At 62.6% G+C, this 16,037-nt stretch carries 15 protein-coding genes; 14 read left to right on the top strand and 1 reads right to left on the bottom strand.

The genetic code is table 11. From position 1 onward, the window contains the following. Positions 1-362: 362 nt before the first annotated feature. A complete protein-coding gene (locus KY459_15405) occupies positions 363-893 on the bottom strand; it encodes a DUF1572 domain-containing protein (protein MBW3566096.1) in 531 nt (176 codons plus the stop codon). An 86-nt stretch (positions 894-979) separates the two neighbouring features. Here KY459_15405 and KY459_15410 point away from each other — a divergent pair, with 86 nt between their 5' ends. The 14 genes from KY459_15410 (at position 980) to KY459_15475 (ending at position 15,735) form a co-directional block, all read left to right on the top strand. Next, complete coding sequence (locus KY459_15410) at positions 980-1,405, top strand: DUF3597 domain-containing protein (GenBank protein ID MBW3566097.1); 426 nt, start codon at positions 980-982, stop codon at positions 1,403-1,405. Positions 1,406-1,453: 48 nt separating this feature from the next. Then, entirely contained in the window at positions 1,454-1,999 is a 546-nt protein-coding gene (locus KY459_15415; protein MBW3566098.1) for a DUF421 domain-containing protein, read from the top strand. Positions 2,000-2,023: 24 nt separating this feature from the next. Continuing rightward, complete coding sequence (locus KY459_15420; GenBank protein ID MBW3566099.1) at positions 2,024-2,641, top strand: carbonic anhydrase; 618 nt, start codon at positions 2,024-2,026, stop codon at positions 2,639-2,641. A 43-nt stretch (positions 2,642-2,684) separates the two neighbouring features. Beyond that, positions 2,685-4,070 carry a phosphoglucomutase/phosphomannomutase family protein gene (locus KY459_15425; GenBank protein MBW3566100.1) on the top strand — a complete coding sequence of 462 codons (1,386 nt, stop codon included), beginning with the start codon at positions 2,685-2,687 and terminating at the stop codon, positions 4,068-4,070. A 54-nt stretch (positions 4,071-4,124) separates the two neighbouring features. Continuing rightward, positions 4,125-4,550, top strand: coding sequence for a response regulator (locus KY459_15430; protein MBW3566101.1), 426 nt, complete (start codon positions 4,125-4,127; stop codon positions 4,548-4,550). A 71-nt stretch (positions 4,551-4,621) separates the two neighbouring features. Then, complete coding sequence (locus tag KY459_15435) at positions 4,622-6,250, top strand: Rne/Rng family ribonuclease (protein ID MBW3566102.1); 1,629 nt, start codon at positions 4,622-4,624, stop codon at positions 6,248-6,250. A gap of 537 nt (positions 6,251-6,787) precedes the next feature. Further along, complete coding sequence (locus KY459_15440; GenBank protein MBW3566103.1) at positions 6,788-8,572, top strand: N-acetylmuramoyl-L-alanine amidase; 1,785 nt, start codon at positions 6,788-6,790, stop codon at positions 8,570-8,572. A gap of 24 nt (positions 8,573-8,596) precedes the next feature. Continuing rightward, positions 8,597-9,073, top strand: a complete 477-nt coding sequence (gene ribH / locus KY459_15445) for a 6,7-dimethyl-8-ribityllumazine synthase (GenBank protein ID MBW3566104.1) — start codon at positions 8,597-8,599, stop codon at positions 9,071-9,073. Positions 9,074-9,117: 44 nt separating this feature from the next. Next, positions 9,118-9,540, top strand: a complete 423-nt coding sequence (nusB, locus tag KY459_15450; GenBank protein ID MBW3566105.1) for a transcription antitermination factor NusB — start codon at positions 9,118-9,120, stop codon at positions 9,538-9,540. A 34-nt stretch (positions 9,541-9,574) separates the two neighbouring features. Further along, positions 9,575-11,812: a response regulator gene (locus tag KY459_15455; GenBank protein MBW3566106.1), complete on the top strand. Its 2,238-nt coding sequence runs from the start codon at positions 9,575-9,577 to the stop codon at positions 11,810-11,812. Then, complete coding sequence (locus KY459_15460; protein ID MBW3566107.1) at positions 11,809-12,186, top strand: response regulator; 378 nt, start codon at positions 11,809-11,811, stop codon at positions 12,184-12,186. The genes KY459_15455 and KY459_15460 overlap by 4 nt, the downstream gene beginning before the upstream one ends. 4 nt (positions 12,187-12,190) lie before the next feature. Next, complete coding sequence (locus KY459_15465) at positions 12,191-14,185, top strand: chemotaxis protein CheA (GenBank protein ID MBW3566108.1); 1,995 nt, start codon at positions 12,191-12,193, stop codon at positions 14,183-14,185. 3 nt (positions 14,186-14,188) lie between these two features. Beyond that, positions 14,189-15,001: an AAA family ATPase gene (locus KY459_15470; protein MBW3566109.1), complete on the top strand. Its 813-nt coding sequence runs from the start codon at positions 14,189-14,191 to the stop codon at positions 14,999-15,001. Then, positions 15,001-15,735: a chemotaxis protein CheW gene (locus KY459_15475; GenBank protein MBW3566110.1), complete on the top strand. Its 735-nt coding sequence runs from the start codon at positions 15,001-15,003 to the stop codon at positions 15,733-15,735. The genes KY459_15470 and KY459_15475 overlap by 1 nt, the downstream gene beginning before the upstream one ends. Positions 15,736-16,037: the final 302 nt, after the last annotated feature.

A 16,037-nucleotide genomic window follows, 5' to 3' on the forward strand; every position in this document is an offset into this window, starting at 1 on the left:
GGATCGTAGTTGAATTTATTCGCCATTGGCCCCGGGATATGCGTGGCTGTGCGGCTCCACGGCGCACAATGTTCGGAGGCGGCCCTGACCGGGGCGCATCGGCCACCTGGGCATCCTTTTGAGCTCGGAGGGTCTACGGACAGATCATAACGGCATGTCGGGAACGGCACCCGGCGCCCAGGCCGCGGGATCCAGCGCCGGAGGCGCCCTATAAAGTAGCGCGGGGTGGAGCGGCCGGAGGCCGCGGAACCCCGGGGCACGAGGGCATCCGGGATGTCGAGCCCCGAAGGGGCGACAGGTGCGTCGTCATCGAGATAAGGGCGCACGAGGTGAAGACGCGTTCCTCGCCCGAGGTCTGCGGCTCAGAGATACGCGGGCGGTTTGCGGTTGTACTCTTCCGACTGGCCTCGAGGGACGCTGAGCGTCTTCCAGCTCGGCCCGGCATGGTGTTTTGCGAGCAGAACGATCTGTCCGATGTGAGAGGCGTAGTGAGTCAGCTGGCGGAGGGCCGCCTGGAGAACGGTGAGCGATTCCCCCCGGATCGTCACCTCCCGTTCGAGATCGGCGGCGACGAGCGGGTCGATCGCCTCGAAGAGGAGCCTCCAGCCGCTCTCCCAGCGCCTCATCAGCGACTCCCGCGTGTCGGAATCGGAGAGGACGAACTCGGAGTCACGATCGCGGTCAGGTTTCTCCCCGTCGCTCGTGAGGAAGTCGCTCCATCGCGAGTGCATGTTCCCGGACAGATGCCCGACGAGAATGGCGATGCTGTTTTCCTCGGGAGCGAGCGCCGCGAAGAACGCCGCATCCGTCGTCTGGTCGAGTGCGCTCTCAGCGAGGATCTTCAGCCGGCGGTATTCGCGCGCGAGTGTCGTGACGGGTGATTCGATCGGCATTGTGTGATCTTACCTGCAGACGCTCGAACGAAGTCGAACAGGTGCTGGCGTGCTGTCTGCTAGATGGAACGGAGGAGGAAAAGAAAATGGGACTATTCGGAAGGATCAAAGACAAGATATTCGGACAGTCGGCGGAAAAGCCGGAAGATGCCGGTAAGGCGGGGCCGTCGAGAGTTCAGAAGCGCCAGGGGATCGACACCCCTGGCACCAGCGGTGCGGCAGTTTCGAACATCGGGCCGGGCGCCTCGGGCGGCAGGGTCGACGTGGAGAAATCACTCGACGAGATGGCCAAAAAGAGCTCGCAGGAGCTCGACTGGCGCCATTCGATCGTCGACCTGATGAAGCTCGTCGGGATGGACAGCAGCCTCTCGGAGCGCCGCGAGCTCGCCGACGAGCTCGGGTACGACGGCGACAAGGGAGACACGGCAACGATGAACATCTGGCTTCACAAGCAGGTGATGAAGAAACTGGAGGAGAACGGCGGCCGGGTTCCTCGCGAGTTTCTCGATTGATGCTGGTGCGTAGAATCTTCGGTACTTTCCGCGACGGGGCGGGATAGTTTGGACTGGATATTTTTCAACGGCTGGACGGGGCTGCTGCGGACTCTGATCATCGGAGTGCTCGCCTACGTGAGCCTTCTGATCCTCCTTCGCATCGCCGGCAAACGAACGCTGTCGAAGATGAACGCGTTCGATTTCGTCGTCACCATTGCTCTGGGCTCTACGCTCGCAACCGTCATTCTTTCGAAGGATGTTCCGCTGCTCGAGGGAGCGCTGGCCTTCGCGGTTCTGATCGGGATGCAGTTTCTGATCACGTGGAGCAGTGTTCGCACGAGCTGGGTGCGGCGGGTCGTGACCGGAGAGCCCCACCTCCTTCTGTACCGGGGTGAGGTCCTCGATGAACCGATGCGCGGCACGCGTATCACGAAGGACGAGATTTTGTCGGCGATTCGGAACGCGGGGCTGACTTCGCTCGATGAGGTCGAAGCAGTGGTGCTCGAAACGGACGGCTCGTTCAGCGTGATCCGCCGCAGCAGCGACCCCGGCGACGAGACCCTCGAGGGCGTCGCCATGCCCGATCACCTCGAACAACGGCTGAAGCACTGATCCCGCTTCCGCTAGACTGCGCCGATGATTCCTGCACACGAAGCGCTCGAGAGACTCCGGGAGGGCAATCGCCGCTTCGTCGGCGATGCCCCGGCCCATGATGCCCTCGACAGCGAGACCCGGAGAAGCGAGCTGCTGGAAGGGCAGGAGCCTTTCGCGATCATTCTCGGTTGTTCCGATTCGCGGGTACCGGCCGAGCTCGTCTTCGATCAGGGGCTGGGAGATCTCTTCGTAATCCGAGTCGCGGGAAACATCGTCGCGCCGTCGCAGGTGGGAAGCGTGGAGTTCGCAGCCGAGCAGTTCGGGACGCGTCTGGTCGTCGCAATGGGTCACTCGATGTGTGGCGCGATCGTGGCGACGCTCGAGGAGCTCGAGCGGCCGACGACGGGTCGTTCGACGAACCTCGCTTCGATCGTCGATCGAATCCGCCCGTCGGTCGAAGGCCTTCTGGAAACGTCGCTTCGCAACGATCGGGAGGCGCTGATCCGGCAGGCCGTCAGGGCCAACATTCGCGCGGCCGCCGACCATCTGCGCCACGGCTCTCCGATCCTCGAGCAGCTCATTCTCTCGGAGGGACTCGTCGTGGTCGGTGCCGAATACTCGCTCGAAACCGGCGTCGTGGATTTCTTCGACGGAGTGTGAGCGGTCCCGATCGCCTCCGAGCCCCCGGATACAATCCGCCGGGATGAAGATCGAATTCGGCACGGACGGCTGGCGCGCCGTCATCGCGGAGGGCTTTACATTCGACAGCGTGAAGATCGTCGCGCGTGCCATGGGCGTCGCGGCACGAGCCATGGATTCCCCTCGGGAGGTATCGAGCAACCTTCTCGTCGTCGGCTACGACCGTAGATTCCTCTCCCGGGAGTTTGCGCTCGTCGTCGCGGACGAGCTTGCGGCTTCGGGGTTCGAGGTTGTTCTGTCGAATGCGGCGACGCCGTCGCAAACGGTGTCGCACGCCGTTCGCTTCAAACGCGCGGCCGGTGGCGTCGTGGTGACCGCGAGCCACAATCCTGCGATCTACAACGGACTGAAGTTCAAGGGATGGTACGGAGGCTCGGCTCTTCCCGGGATCTATGATTCGATCGTCTCGGCTCTCGGGACATCGGAAGATCGCGCAGGCGGAGCGGTCCGGGAGACCGACATTCTGGCGGACTATCTCGCCGCGATCCGAGCCCGGCTCGACGTCGAGCTGCTCGAGCAATCGGGAATCCGGATTCTTCACGATCCGATCCATGGAGCTTCTGCCGGTCTGCCCGGAAGAGCCGTCCCCGAAACCGATGTGACGACAGTTCGTGGTGAAGTGAACCCGGGGTTCGGCGGCGTCAATCCCGAGCCGATTCCGAGCAACCTCGATGCTTCGATGGAAACGATGAGGTCGGGAGAGTTCGATCTCGCGATCTGCAACGACGGTGACGCGGACCGGCTCGGGATTCTCGACGAGAGCGGGCGGTTCGTCACACCTCACCAGATCCTCACCCTTCTCGCGCTCGACCTCGTCCGGCGGAAACGAAAGACCGGGGAGATCGTGAAGACCTTCTCGACGACCCGGCAGATCGAGCGGCTCGGCCGGATTCTCGACGTGCCAGTCGTAGAGACCGCGATCGGCTTCAAGCACGTCGTCGATCGGATGCTCACTCACGATGTCCTCATCGGGGGAGAGGAGAGTGGAGGCGTCGGGTTTGGCGACTTCATTCCCGAGCGTGATGGCGTCCTTTCCGGACTGATGGTGGGAGAATGCGTTGCGGCGAACGAAAAGCCGCTCTCCACCCTGATCGCGGAGATGGAGGAGGAGATGGGGCCGAGCCGCTACGGCCGGCGGGACATCAGAACGACCTCCGAGGCCTGCGCTGCTGTGGTCGAGAGCGCGCGAAGCGGGGAGCTCGACGGGAAATTCGGACGCGATTTCGTCGCGCGCGAAGAAATCGACGGGGTTAAGCTCAACTATGCCGACGGAACGTGGATTCTCTTCAGGCGGTCCGGCACCGAGCCGCTGATCCGCATCTACTGCGAGAGCGCGACTCAGGAGCGCGTCGACGAGTGCCTCGAGCAGGCCGCGGAGCTGATGCGCTGAACCGGACCCTGAGTGTCGAGCGCGTCGGGCACAGGAAATGCTGCACAAAAGAGAATGTCGAGTCACGCGGACAGGGACATGGCGGACTGCCCGAACTGCATTCTGGTTGCCGAGGACGATCCGGCGCTTCGAAAGCTGTTGATCAGCTCTCTGCGCCGCGAGGGGTATCGGCTGCATGAAGCGAAGGACGGTCGTGAAGCGCTGAAGGAGATGCGATCTGGTGAGGCGGAGCTCCTGATTCTCGATCTGATGATGCCCAAAGTATCGGGTTGGGAGGTTCTTCGTCGCCGGGCCGAGGATCCCGACTTGCAGCGGATCCCCGTGATCGTGATCAGCGCCGCGAAGGATTCTGCCGTCGCCGAAGTGCTCGATCGGGACATCTGTGCGCTCCTTCCCAAGCCGTTCGACCTCGATGCATTGCACTCCCTGGTGCGGAGCTGTCTGACGCACGCTCATCCTCCGCGCCTTGCCACGAGCTGAGCGGCGTAACAGGATCGAGTTTCTGCCGCCATCCGGCTTTCTGGCACGTTCCGCGCTCAGAGTTTCCGTTCATGAGCGATCGGAAAATGCTGATCAACGCGAAGAATCCGGAAGAGATCCGGATTGCGACAGTTCACGGAACGGAGCTCGAGAATTTCCAGATCGAAGTTTCCGATCGTGGACTGACGAAGGGAAACATCTACCGGGGTCACGTACACAACGTCGAGCCTCGTCTGAACGCTGCATTCGTCGACTACGGTGTGAGAAAGAACGGATTTCTCGCCGCTTCCGGCGTCGTCCGGCAGGCATGGTCGAACGAGCCGCACGGCGGGAGCAGGCCGCCGCCGATCGACGAAGTCCTCGGAGCCGGCGCCGAGCTGCTGGTACAGGTTCGGAAGGAGCCGATCGAGGAGAAGGGTGCGCGGGTCTCGACCGACATCGAGCTGATCGGACGACACCTCGTATTGAGACCGTACGGAACTGAGGTTCACGTCGACCGCAGCGTCACCGACGAGACGAAGAGAAAGGACCTCACCGCGCTCGGTGGAAAGCTCGGTGTCGACGCCGGTAACGGAGTGCGGATCCGCGAGAATGCGATCGGCCAGACTCTCGACACGGTGCGGCGCGATCTCCGGATGCTGCAGAGGCTGTGGAAGCGGATCATCGACGAGTCGAAGAAGGGGAAGGGTCCGAAGCTTCTCTACACCGACCAGGACATCATCATGCGCGCGCTCCGCGACCATCTCACAGGCGACATCGACGAGGTCCTGATCGACGATCCGCTCGCGTTTGCGAGAGCTGAAAAGCTGCTCCGCATCTTTATCCCGCGCGGGCGGGTGAAGCTGATTCATTACGAAGAGCGAACTCCGCTGTTCGAACGGTTCGACATCGAGACTCGGATCGATCGGATTCATGCGCGAACCGTAGAGCTTCCTTCCGGAGGGATGATCTCGATCGACCGCACCGAGGCGCTCGTGGCAATCGACGTGAACTCGGGTAAGACATCGAAGGGGCTCGGCCGCGACGAGACGGTGCTGATCGCAAACACCGAAGCGGCCAACGAGATCGCGCGACAGCTCCGGCTCCGCGACGTCGGCGGTCTCATCGTCGTCGATTTCATCGACATGCGATCGCAGAGTGACCGAAAGCGGGTCGAACGGGAGATCAGAGCGGCGATGCGACCGGATCGCGCCCGGTACACCGTTGGCCGGATCTCGCCGAACGGTCTGCTCGAGATCAAGCGACAGCGCCTCGGTGAAGCGCTCGATCTCCAGACGCAGCGGCCATGTCCGACGTGCGGAGGAAACGGGAGGATCGCGAGCCGTGAGCTCGTCGGACTCGGTCTGCTCCGAAAGCTCGAGAACCGGATCTCGACCAGTTCCATCGAGCTCGCCCGCGTGACGCTTCATCCCGAGCTCGCCGACGCCGTTCAGAACCTCCGCCGGGCCGACCTCCACAGGCTCGAAAGGGAGTTCGGCACGCGCATCGAGGTCGTATCCTCGGTATCGGCGCACCGGTCCGATCAGGAGATCGAATGGATCGAGAGGAAGGCGCCGGCAGAAGAGCGTCGACAGACCGACGAACCGGCCGAGGCTTCCGTAGATCTGCCCGACAGAAGAGCCCGGAAGCGGCCGCGGCCGACGTCGAACGCACAGGCCGGAGGCCGGGATTCTGCGAGGTCGAACACCCCGGCAACCTGAGCCCCGCGAAGCGCGGACGAGCTCTAAAGATCTCGATTCATCCGCCAGTGAATTTCAGCCTACCGGCATTCTGTCGCCCGCGGGGCGCGGGCTCGACATTCCAGGGGCCCGTGTCTGTCCCCGGCTGAAGACGGGGGCTAAGAACTGTCGCCGCCGCCGGCGGCTCCTTCAGCTGCGTCCGACTGGAGCGAGCCCGAGACAATATGCCCGTCGTGCCTTATTCTGTCGCCCGCTCCGCGGACTCCAAAAAGATCTAGCGTGGAGTTCTTACCGAGCCGCGCCTCGCGGGCGACAGACGCTCAAGATTCACATTCACTTTGAATCTCCGGCGATCTCGACCTCCAGCAAGCCCGCGCAAGCGGGCGAAAGATCTTAGCCCCCGGCTTCAGCCGGGGGACAGGAAGAACGTTCCCGGGAAATCCCGAGCCCGCGCCTCGCGGGCGACAGTTACGTCAAGGGCCTCCGGCGGGGCGTGGGCTCGTTCTGGTACACTTTTCCGGGGCAGTGTCGAAATTGGTTGCCCGGGGTGTGATGGGGATGAAAGGGTGGAAGGCAGCAGCGACTCTCGCGATGGTGCTCCTCGCAGCAGGAGCGTTCGCTGAGGAGACTCGCGCGAGGATTACCGACAACATCGAGGGAGTCCTGACCGAAGAAGGCGACCTGATGCTGGTCGTCCGTGCTCACAGAGGAGATGCCTGGAGCCGGCTTGCCCGCCGTGTGACGGGCGACGGGGCGAACTGGCGGCGGCTGGCGGAGATCAACGGTGCCGGCGAGAACCTGCTCGCCGGTCAGCGTGTGCGCGTGCCATGGACCTGGGTCCGCGACGAGCTGAAAGCAGCCGTCGTCGAGGAGATCTTTCCACACGATGGAAGGGTTGCCGACGGGTGGATTCATCAGGTCACCTTCGATCGGACCTTCGAGGGGGAGACGCTGTGGGAGATCGCACGCTGGTTCACCGGGGACGGACGCAACTACTCCGAGATCCGTTCTGCAAACCCCGGCCTCGCAATGTCGACCCGGGTGGGCGAACGAATCCTGATTCCGAGACGGTTTCTGCTGCCGGCGTTTGCCAATGCTCCCCTCTCCGCGGTCGACGGGCCGGACTACCGGGTCATTCAGATGGGGAGGGATGCGGCCGAAAGCGCTCTCCTGGAGTACGGTGCCGACGCAAACGGGAGCTGGGCGGAGTATCGGCTCAAGGAGGGGGAGGCGATCTACTCTTCGGTCGCGATCCGGTTCACGGGTCGGGTGCACGCGGACGACGTCAACCAAGCGGTGTCGCGAATCATCGAGCTCAACCGCATCGAGGACGTTTCGAGGCTACCGGTCGGATACCGCGTCCGGATTCCGCTCGAGCTCGTGACCGCGGAGTACCGGCCGCCGGGAGATCCGCTTCGCATCGCGTGGGAGAGAGAGGAGCGCGAGAGGATGCTGCTCGTCGACCGGCCGAGAGCGGCGCGTCTCGAAGGCGTCCAGATCGTGATCGATCCGGGTCACGGCGGCCGCGACGTCGGTGCCAGCCGTGGCGACCTCTGGGAGTCAAGCTACGTGTACGACATCGCCTGCCGCGTCAGAGACTATGCCGAGCGCGAGAGCGGCGCGAAGGTGTGGATCACGACGCGATCGAAGAGCCTCGGTTTTACGCCAGCCCTCGATGACACCGTGAGGAATGTGAAGGATCACATTCTTCTCACGAACCCTGTCTACGATCTCGACAATCCGGTGATTGGAGTCAATCTCCGGTGGTATCTCGCCAACGCGATTTTCTCGAATGCGGTCAGCGGCGGAACGAGTCCGGACAAGGTGGTGTTCATCTCGCTTCACGCCGATTCTCTCCACCCATCGCTACGCGGTGCGATGGCCTACGTCCCGGGGCAGCGGCACGTCACGGGGACGTTCGGCAAGCGTGAGGACGTCTATCTCGCGCGGGCCGAGGTCCGGCAGAATCCCGTCGTCACGCAGACGGCGGAGGAGGCGAGAACCGCCGAGGCGCTCTCGCGGAGAATGGCGGAGTCGATTCTCGGTGCGTTCGCGGAAGCGAATCTTCCGGTCCATCCGTACGGTGCCGTGCGCGGGCACGTCGTCCGCGGTGGAGGCGAGTGGGTGCCGGCGGTGATCCGGCACAACACGATTCCAACCCGCGTGCTTCTCGAAGTCGCGAACCTCGGCAACCCCGACGACCATTCGCTGCTGGGCAGCAGGAAATCCCGGGACCGGATCGCTCGCGCGATCTTCAGCGGAATCGAGTCGTATTTCGACAGCGAAGTCGAGGAGCGCTCGCTGATCGCGGGAACGACTGCTGCCGGCGCAGGTACGCGCTGAGCGCACGTATAATCCTGGCTGGCGATGCCTGGCTTCTTTGAAGGATCTGATGACGCGAGCGGTTTCCGGTTCGGGATCGTCGCGAGCCGTTTCAACGAACGGCACACCGAGGCGCTGCTGGAGGGGGCGGTGCGGTGTCTCGAAGCGCACGGTGCGAGCTCGGACAGCATCCGGATCGTACGGGTGCCCGGCGCATTCGAGATCCCTCAGGTCACGGCATGGCTCGCGGAAGCGGGAACGGTGGACGCAATCGTGACTCTCGGCGCGTTGATCCGGGGTGAGACGCCGCATTTCGACTACATCTCCGCGCAGATGACCGATGGAATCTCGAGAGTGGCCGAGAGGACGGGGATTCCGGTTTCCTTCGGCGTGATCACATGCGACACGGTCGAGCAGGCAGACGAGCGCTGCTTCGGCGCACACAACAAGGGATGGGAGGCTGCTCTCGCTGCGATCGAGATGGCCGGACTCCGGACCAGGCTCACGGAAGGTGGAACGTGATGCGCATTGGCTCAGCCGAGCCGGCCCGGGGAGCCGGCTGATCAATGGGGGCTCGGCGCACGGCACGGGAGCTGGCCCTGCAGATGCTTTTTCAGCAGGATCTGTCGGGCAACTCCTCCGAAAGGATTCTGGACACGTTCGAGGACTACCTTCGCGCGAAGGAAACGGTGCGTCGATTCGCTCGACGGCTCTTTGTCGGCGCGTGGGAAAAAAAAGACGACATCGATTCCATGATTGCGGATCAGGCCGAGCACTGGCGTGTCTCTCGAATGGCGGCGGTCGACCGGAACATCATCCGGATGGCCGTGTTCGAGATGCTTCACGAAAAGGATGCGCCCCCGCTGGTCGTGATCGACGAGGCGGTGGAGCTCGCAAAGCGATTCGGCAGCGATCGGTCCTCGCAATTCGTCAACGGGGTTCTCGACGGCATCATGAAGAAGAGCGGGCTTCCCTCGGGGAAGAAATGACCATGACCTCGCTCAATCTGCGGGCGGTCGTTTCATGAGCCTGCTCGGCCGTCTCGAGGACCTCTCGATTCCGGACATCGTTCAGATCGTCTTTCTGAGCCGCCGCACCGGGATGCTGGAGATCATCGATGGGGATCAGAGATGGTGCATCTACTTCAGGCAGGGTCGCATCGTGGCCGCCGCCGCTCCCGAGGCGGGCAATCTCGGCACCTACCTCCGTCAGCGAGGTCTCGCATCGCCGGACATTCTCTCGAAGCTCGACAGCGGAACCCCGGCCGGCGATCTGATTGACGCCGAGCTCATCTCTCCCGAGCAGCTCGGGGAAGCTGCAAAACTGATGATCGCAGAAGTGGTGGGAAGCCTCCGTGAGAAGGCCAGGGGTGAATTCAACTTCATTCTCAGCGAGACGGTCGATGATCGGATCGACTACGACCCGGACGCGATCTTTGCGGAAGGAGGCATCTCTCCGGCCGAAGTGTTCGAGAGCGACGAGAAACTCAGACCGCTGCAGGGGCTCGAGGAGTCCCTGAGGGCCGGAAAAGCTCTGCTACGAGGCGAGACGACCGCCGAAAAAGCCAGAGGAATCGGCTTTGGCGAAGAGATCCGGACCCTCACTTCACCCGGCTCCACGGCGGTTCCGGAGACCGCGGGGCGTTCTTTCGCGCAGGAGGAGCCCGCCTTCGAAAGTGCCGATCGGGACGAACCGGCGTTCGAGGACCTCGGAGAGGACGCGTTCGTCGACGCGCTCCCGGAGACCTTCACGGGAAACGTCCCGATTCCGGAGATCCCCGGGTACCGGGCGCCGGTCTTCGAAGCGGTGCCGGAAGTCGAGCCTGAGATCGAGCCTGAGCAGGAGCCCGAGCCTGAGATCGAGCCTGAGCAGGAGCCCGAGCCTGAGATCGAGCCTGAGCAGGAGCCCGAGCCTGAGATCGAGCCTGAGCAGGAGCCCGAGCCTGAGATCGAGCCTGAGCAGGAGCCCGAGCCCGAGATCGAGCCCGGACGGGAGCCCGAGCCTGAGATCGAGCAGCCTCCCCCCTTCGAGACGGTCAGCCCCGAGCCTCAGGCCGAGCTCGATCTGGAAGATGCGGACCTCGAGGAGGTGGCTGCAGCCGACACGCTGGAGAGCGAGGGGGTTCCGCCTATCGATCAGGTGCAGCTGGCTCTGGATCATGCGGGAGCGACCGGCGCGCTGCCGCCTTCGTTCGAGTCGTTCCAGAGGCCGAGCCCGGCGGTTGCGGAAGTCGACCGGAACGTAGTCCTGTTCGAGACGAACCCGATGATTCGCGTCGCTGCGAAGCGAACCTTCGCCGAGGCGGGATACAACCTTTCGCAGTATGGGGTCATCGAGGATGCCGCGGCAAGGATCGGGCAGCTTCTCACGGCGAACGAATTCTTCGTGACGTTTCTCGACGACTCGCCGGAAGTGGGAAACGCGTCGGTGGAACTGCTGAAAATGATCAAGAAGAAGAACCGGCACCTTCCGGTCGTGATCGTCGATCCGGAGGCGGACCTCGAGCGCCGGCACGAGGTACTGGAAAAGGGGGCCGAGCTCTACCTGACCAAGCCTTCGCAGGCTCATCTTCGGCCGAACATCGCGATGACGAGCCTCAACCGGTTCGGCGACGAGATGCTGCTGTTCTGCCGGAAGGCCATCGAGGACTGGAGTGAGCTCGCGCTGACGCTCAGCGACGACGACAAGCGGGTCGGAGCAGCGTTCTACGAGATTGCGGAGAGGGAGAGGTCGGGACGGTCACGAAATCTGGTCAAACACCTGATCGACGAGCTGTCGAATCCGGACGACATCACGACGGTCGCCGACACGATTCTGCGCCTGGCATCGGGATGGCTCGATCGAGGAGTCCTCTTCGTCGCATCGCCGGTCCGGTTCATCGGACTGGGGGGGTTCGGGGAGACGGGGACCGGCCGCCCGATGTTCGACCTGGCCCGGCGTCTCTGGATTCCGCGGGACGAAGATTCGGTCCTTCGCGATGTCGCGACCACGGGCAGATCGCACCGGGGAAAGATGAGACGAACCCCGACTAACGTTAAACTTGTCGAGGGCATGGGGAACCGGGTTCCTTCGGAGGTCATCGTGATCCCGATTGCGGACGGAGGAGAAGTGGCCGGTATTCTCTACGGAGACAACGGAGGGCAGAGGATGCCTATGGGTGACATGAACGGGCTCGAGTTCTTCATCGAACAGGCCGGGCTCGCCTTTCACAACGCCGTTCTCGCCAATGCTCGGAAGAAGGGAATCGACTGGAACGAATGACTACGAAACTCCTGGTCGTCGAAGACTCCCACTCGATGCGCGCCTATCTGACGACTCTGCTCCAGTCGTACGACATCGGGGACTTCGAGATCGTGGAGGCCTCGAGCGGATTCGAAGCGCTCAAGGTGCTCCCGCATCACGATTTCAGCGCGATCCTGACCGACATCAACATGCCGGACATCAATGGACTGGAGCTCGTCAGCTTTCTGAAGAGTCACCCTCAATACCAGCGGATCCCGATTCTCGTGATCTCGACCGAGGCGACCGAAGAGGATCGAAAGCGCGCCGAATCTCTCGGCGCCGAGGCGTATCTGATCAAGCCGTTCGAGCCGCAAACCCTGGCCGACAAGCTCTCCAAATTGCTCGGGATCTGAGGCGATGAGTCGCGAGGACGATCGGGCCCGGCGCGAGTTCACTTCCGAAGCGGAGGAGCTCCTCGAGGCGTTGTCGGGCGGGCTCTCGGAGCTGGAATCCGCGGGCGGAAAGGTCCGGCCGGAAGTCGTCAACAGGATTTTCCGGGAAGTCCACTCGCTCAAAGGTCTGGCCGGGATGCTCGGGCTGACTGAGATCTCCGAGCTCTCCCACAACCTCGAAGAGATGCTCGACCGGTTGAGGATGGGAAAGATTCCGATCACCAGCGAGCTCCTGGACGTCCTTTACGACTCGGTGGACGGCCTCAACAGGCTCGTGATGGCGATTCAGGATCCCGACGTCGCGGAGCTGATCGACGTCCCCGCCCTGATCTCCCGGATTCACCGGCTGACCCGTGCCGAGACGAGTGCGGTCACTGACGATCCGCTGCTCGATCTCGACATCGACGAGCAGACGCGCAAGTCGCTCACCGAGTACGAGGAACATCGTCTCGCCACCTGCATCAGGGAAGGCCGAGCGGTCTTTTCCGTCAGCGTCTCGTTCGCGTTCGATTCGTTCGATACCGACCTCCGCACGGTCAACGACACCCTCGCCAGGGCGGGCGAGGTCATTTCCACTCTCCCCTCGGTCGATCCCTCCGCGCCGGATCGTCTCGGCTTCCGCCTCCTGTTCGGAACCGAGCTCAGCCTCGAGGAGGTGCGGGATCTCGCAGGCGATGGCGATGTCAGCCCGCTGAGCACAGGCGCGAGAGCTCCCGCCGCCGTCGACGAGGAGATTTCCCTCAGAAGTATCGGCCAGACGGTCAGGGTCGACATCGCACGGCTCGACCATGTGATGAATGTCGTCGGCGAGCTGCTGATCGAACGGGCGCACCTCGAAAACCTTTCGCGGTCCGAACAGATGGATCGAAACCATGCGATTGCTCAGGAGCTGCTCAAGCTCTCGCGGAATCTCGACCGGCGTCTCGGAGATCTTCAGCGGTCGGTCATCGAGATGAGGATGGTTCCGGTCGGCCAGATCTACGCCAAGCTCTCACGCGCGATTCGAAAGATCGCACGGGAGCTCGGTAAGGAGATCGAGCTCACTCTGAAGGGGGAGGACACCGAGCTCGACAAGGTGATGGTCGAAGAGTTGGGCGATCCGCTCCTGCACCTCATCCGGAACGCGATCGACCACGGAATCGAGAGCGCCGAAGAGAGGAAAAAGAGAGGGAAAGAAGAAACCGGAAAGGTCACTGTCGCCGCGTATCAGAAGGGGAATTCCGTGGTCATCGACGTCACCGACGACGGTGCGGGAATCGATTCGGAGAAGGTAGCGAACGTGGCGAAGAAACGGGGTCTGATCACGGACGAGAAGAATCTCTCGAAGCGGCAGATCATCGATCTCATTTTCGAGCCTGGGTTTTCGACCGCGACTAGCGTGAGCGAGATATCCGGAAGGGGAGTCGGTCTGGACGTCGTGAAGAGAAACATATCGGCGCTGAAGGGCTCGATCGAGATTCTCTCGACGCCGGGAGAGGGGACGACGTTCCGAATCACCCTTCCGATTACCCTGGCCATCATTCAGGCGCTCGTGGTCGAGATTCTCGAAAATCGATACGCGATACCGCTGACCTCCGTGGATGAGATTGTGCGAATCTGGGAACGGGACATCTCGAAGATCGGTATGAGAGAAGTCTATTACCTGCGCGAGGTTCCGATTCCGCTCGTGCGGCTTTCGGACGCGTTCGGTCTCGAGGACGAACGAGCCGGTCCCGACGAAAAGTGGTTCGTGGTGGTGGTTCGGGGCACCGAGGGTACGACCGGAATCATGGTCGACAGAATCATCCGACAGCAGGAGGTCGTCATCAAGTCGATCGGCCGCCGGCTCGAAGGTGTGCCGGGGGTCGCGGGTGCGACCGAGATCGGTGAAGACGATGCAGTGATCGTCGTCGATACCTCTTCGCTCATCGCGAGCTTCGGCGCGCCGGCACGAGAGAAGCGGCGGCGGGCGGGGGCCTGACCGATGTTCGAGGAACACTTCGGATTCAGCGAAAAGCCGTTCGGCAAGACGCCCGACCCATCTTTCCTTTTCGAGAGCCGGCAACACAGCGAAGCTCTGGCCCGTCTCGAGTACGCCGTCGAGGACAAGGATCTCGCGCTTCTCGTTGGAGACATCGGCTGCGGCAAGACGACTCTTTCGCGAGCTCTGATCGACCGGATCGGTGACTCACGGCCGGTCGTACTTCTGATCAACCCTCGTCTGACCCCGTCCCAGCTTCTCCGCTCGATTGCCGCGGGTCTCGGAGCCGAGCCGAGATTCTTCAGAAACGATCTTCTGGACCAGATCCATTCGCTCCTGTTCGAGCTCTACGAAGAGGAGCGTTCGCCCGTGCTCATCATCGACGAGGCCCAGCTGATCCCTTCGAAAGCGACGTTCGACGAGATCAGGCTGCTGACCAACTTTCAGCTCGACGACGAGAATCTTCTCTCGGTGATTCTCATCGGACAGCCAGAGCTCGAGGTCCGCCTCGACCGCAAGCCGTATGAACCGCTGAGGCAGCGGATCGGCCTCCGTTACCGGCTCGGTGCACTCGATCAGACGGAGACCCGCGAGTACGTGTCGCATCGGGTCAGAAAAGCGGGAGCGGCGGCCGATCCGTTCACGGAGGAATCCGTCCGCGCCCTCTACGAAGTGACACGCGGAATACCGCGGCTGATCAACTCGGTGGCGACTACGGCGCTCCTCGACGCCTTCGGAGACGATACGCACGAGATCGACGCGGAAAGAATTCGTGACGCCGCTCTCGAGCACCGGCTGATCGAGGAGAGCGCCTGATGGTGGATCTCGTCAAGATCCGGAAGAAGGCGAAGGAGAAGAAACAGGAGAAGGCCGGCGACGCGGACGCTGCTCCTCCGATCGAGGCCGGCTCCGAGCCGGAGCCAGCGAAGAAGGTCCGGCGGAAGAGCAGAGCGAAGAAAGCGCCGGAAAAGAAGGTCGACGGACGAACGGCAGCAGCGGAGGGACCCGATAGCCCCGCACGGTCCGCGGCCGATGACGCCGTGGTTCGTCTCGACGAGTTCAAGCGGACGGCGGGACTTCGCGTCGCGGACGATGATGAGCAGGAGTCCGAGGCCGAGACTCTGCAGGCAGACGTCTCCGAGCTGCTTACATTCCAGCTCGGAGAGGAGATGTACTCGATCGACGTCGGGCTGGTCGAGCAGATCATCGTTCCGCGCGACTGGACTCCGGTGCCGAATGCGCCCGCCGAGATTCTCGGCATATTTTCCCTCCGGGGGAAAATCGTGACGTTGATCGATGTCGCGAAGATTCTCGATCTCGAATGGACATGGAAGGAAGTACTCGATTCCCGGATCATCGTGGTCAATTCGGAGGGCGATACGTTCGGATTTCGAGTCGATCGGGTCCTGAGAGTGGTCCGGGTGGAGCAGGCGAGGATACAGCCCCAGCCGGTGGTTTCGGGCGGCGAACGGAGCGAGATGGTCACCGGAATTGTGACGCTGGACGGGAAGACAATCTCTGTTTTGAGTGTCTCCAGACTGACGGGCTGACCCGGGGGCGGAGGCTCCCACCAGAGCATTTCGGAAGCGATCGGGTGTGCGTTAGAGTAATCCCTGGAGACGGGGTCGGGGGGTGAATTGGTGAAAAAAAAAACCAACCAACATATGGTAGGCGTATAAAAAAAAATAAATTTCCAAATAAATCAACCCCCCCCCCCGGGGGCCGGTTTGGCCAACCCGGCGGACCAAAAAACCACCCACCCCCGCAACAAACCCAACACCGGGCGCGCCCACCCAACTGGCGGGGTGAAAGATAAGCAGGACAGGAACCACCCGACCCGGGGGCGAACGGG

This window comes from Acidobacteriota bacterium (assembly GCA_019347945.1).
Taxonomy (GTDB): domain Bacteria; phylum Acidobacteriota; class Thermoanaerobaculia; order Gp7-AA8; family JAHWKK01; genus JAHWKK01.

Coding starts and splice junctions, on each gene's coding strand:
- KY459_15405 (MBW3566096.1), bottom strand. CDS start 893: ATGCCGATCGAATCACCCGTCACGACACTCGCGCGCGAATACCGCCGG.
- KY459_15410 (MBW3566097.1), top strand. CDS start 980: ATGGGACTATTCGGAAGGATCAAAGACAAGATATTCGGACAGTCGGCG.
- KY459_15420 (MBW3566099.1), top strand. CDS start 2,024: ATGATTCCTGCACACGAAGCGCTCGAGAGACTCCGGGAGGGCAATCGC.
- KY459_15425 (MBW3566100.1), top strand. CDS start 2,685: ATGAAGATCGAATTCGGCACGGACGGCTGGCGCGCCGTCATCGCGGAG.
- KY459_15430 (MBW3566101.1), top strand. CDS start 4,125: ATGTCGAGTCACGCGGACAGGGACATGGCGGACTGCCCGAACTGCATT.
- KY459_15435 (MBW3566102.1), top strand. CDS start 4,622: ATGAGCGATCGGAAAATGCTGATCAACGCGAAGAATCCGGAAGAGATC.
- KY459_15440 (MBW3566103.1), top strand. CDS start 6,788: ATGAAAGGGTGGAAGGCAGCAGCGACTCTCGCGATGGTGCTCCTCGCA.
- ribH (MBW3566104.1), top strand. CDS start 8,597: ATGCCTGGCTTCTTTGAAGGATCTGATGACGCGAGCGGTTTCCGGTTC.
- nusB (MBW3566105.1), top strand. CDS start 9,118: ATGGGGGCTCGGCGCACGGCACGGGAGCTGGCCCTGCAGATGCTTTTT.
- KY459_15455 (MBW3566106.1), top strand. CDS start 9,575: ATGAGCCTGCTCGGCCGTCTCGAGGACCTCTCGATTCCGGACATCGTT.
- KY459_15460 (MBW3566107.1), top strand. CDS start 11,809: ATGACTACGAAACTCCTGGTCGTCGAAGACTCCCACTCGATGCGCGCC.
- KY459_15465 (MBW3566108.1), top strand. CDS start 12,191: ATGAGTCGCGAGGACGATCGGGCCCGGCGCGAGTTCACTTCCGAAGCG.
- KY459_15470 (MBW3566109.1), top strand. CDS start 14,189: ATGTTCGAGGAACACTTCGGATTCAGCGAAAAGCCGTTCGGCAAGACG.
- KY459_15475 (MBW3566110.1), top strand. CDS start 15,001: ATGGTGGATCTCGTCAAGATCCGGAAGAAGGCGAAGGAGAAGAAACAG.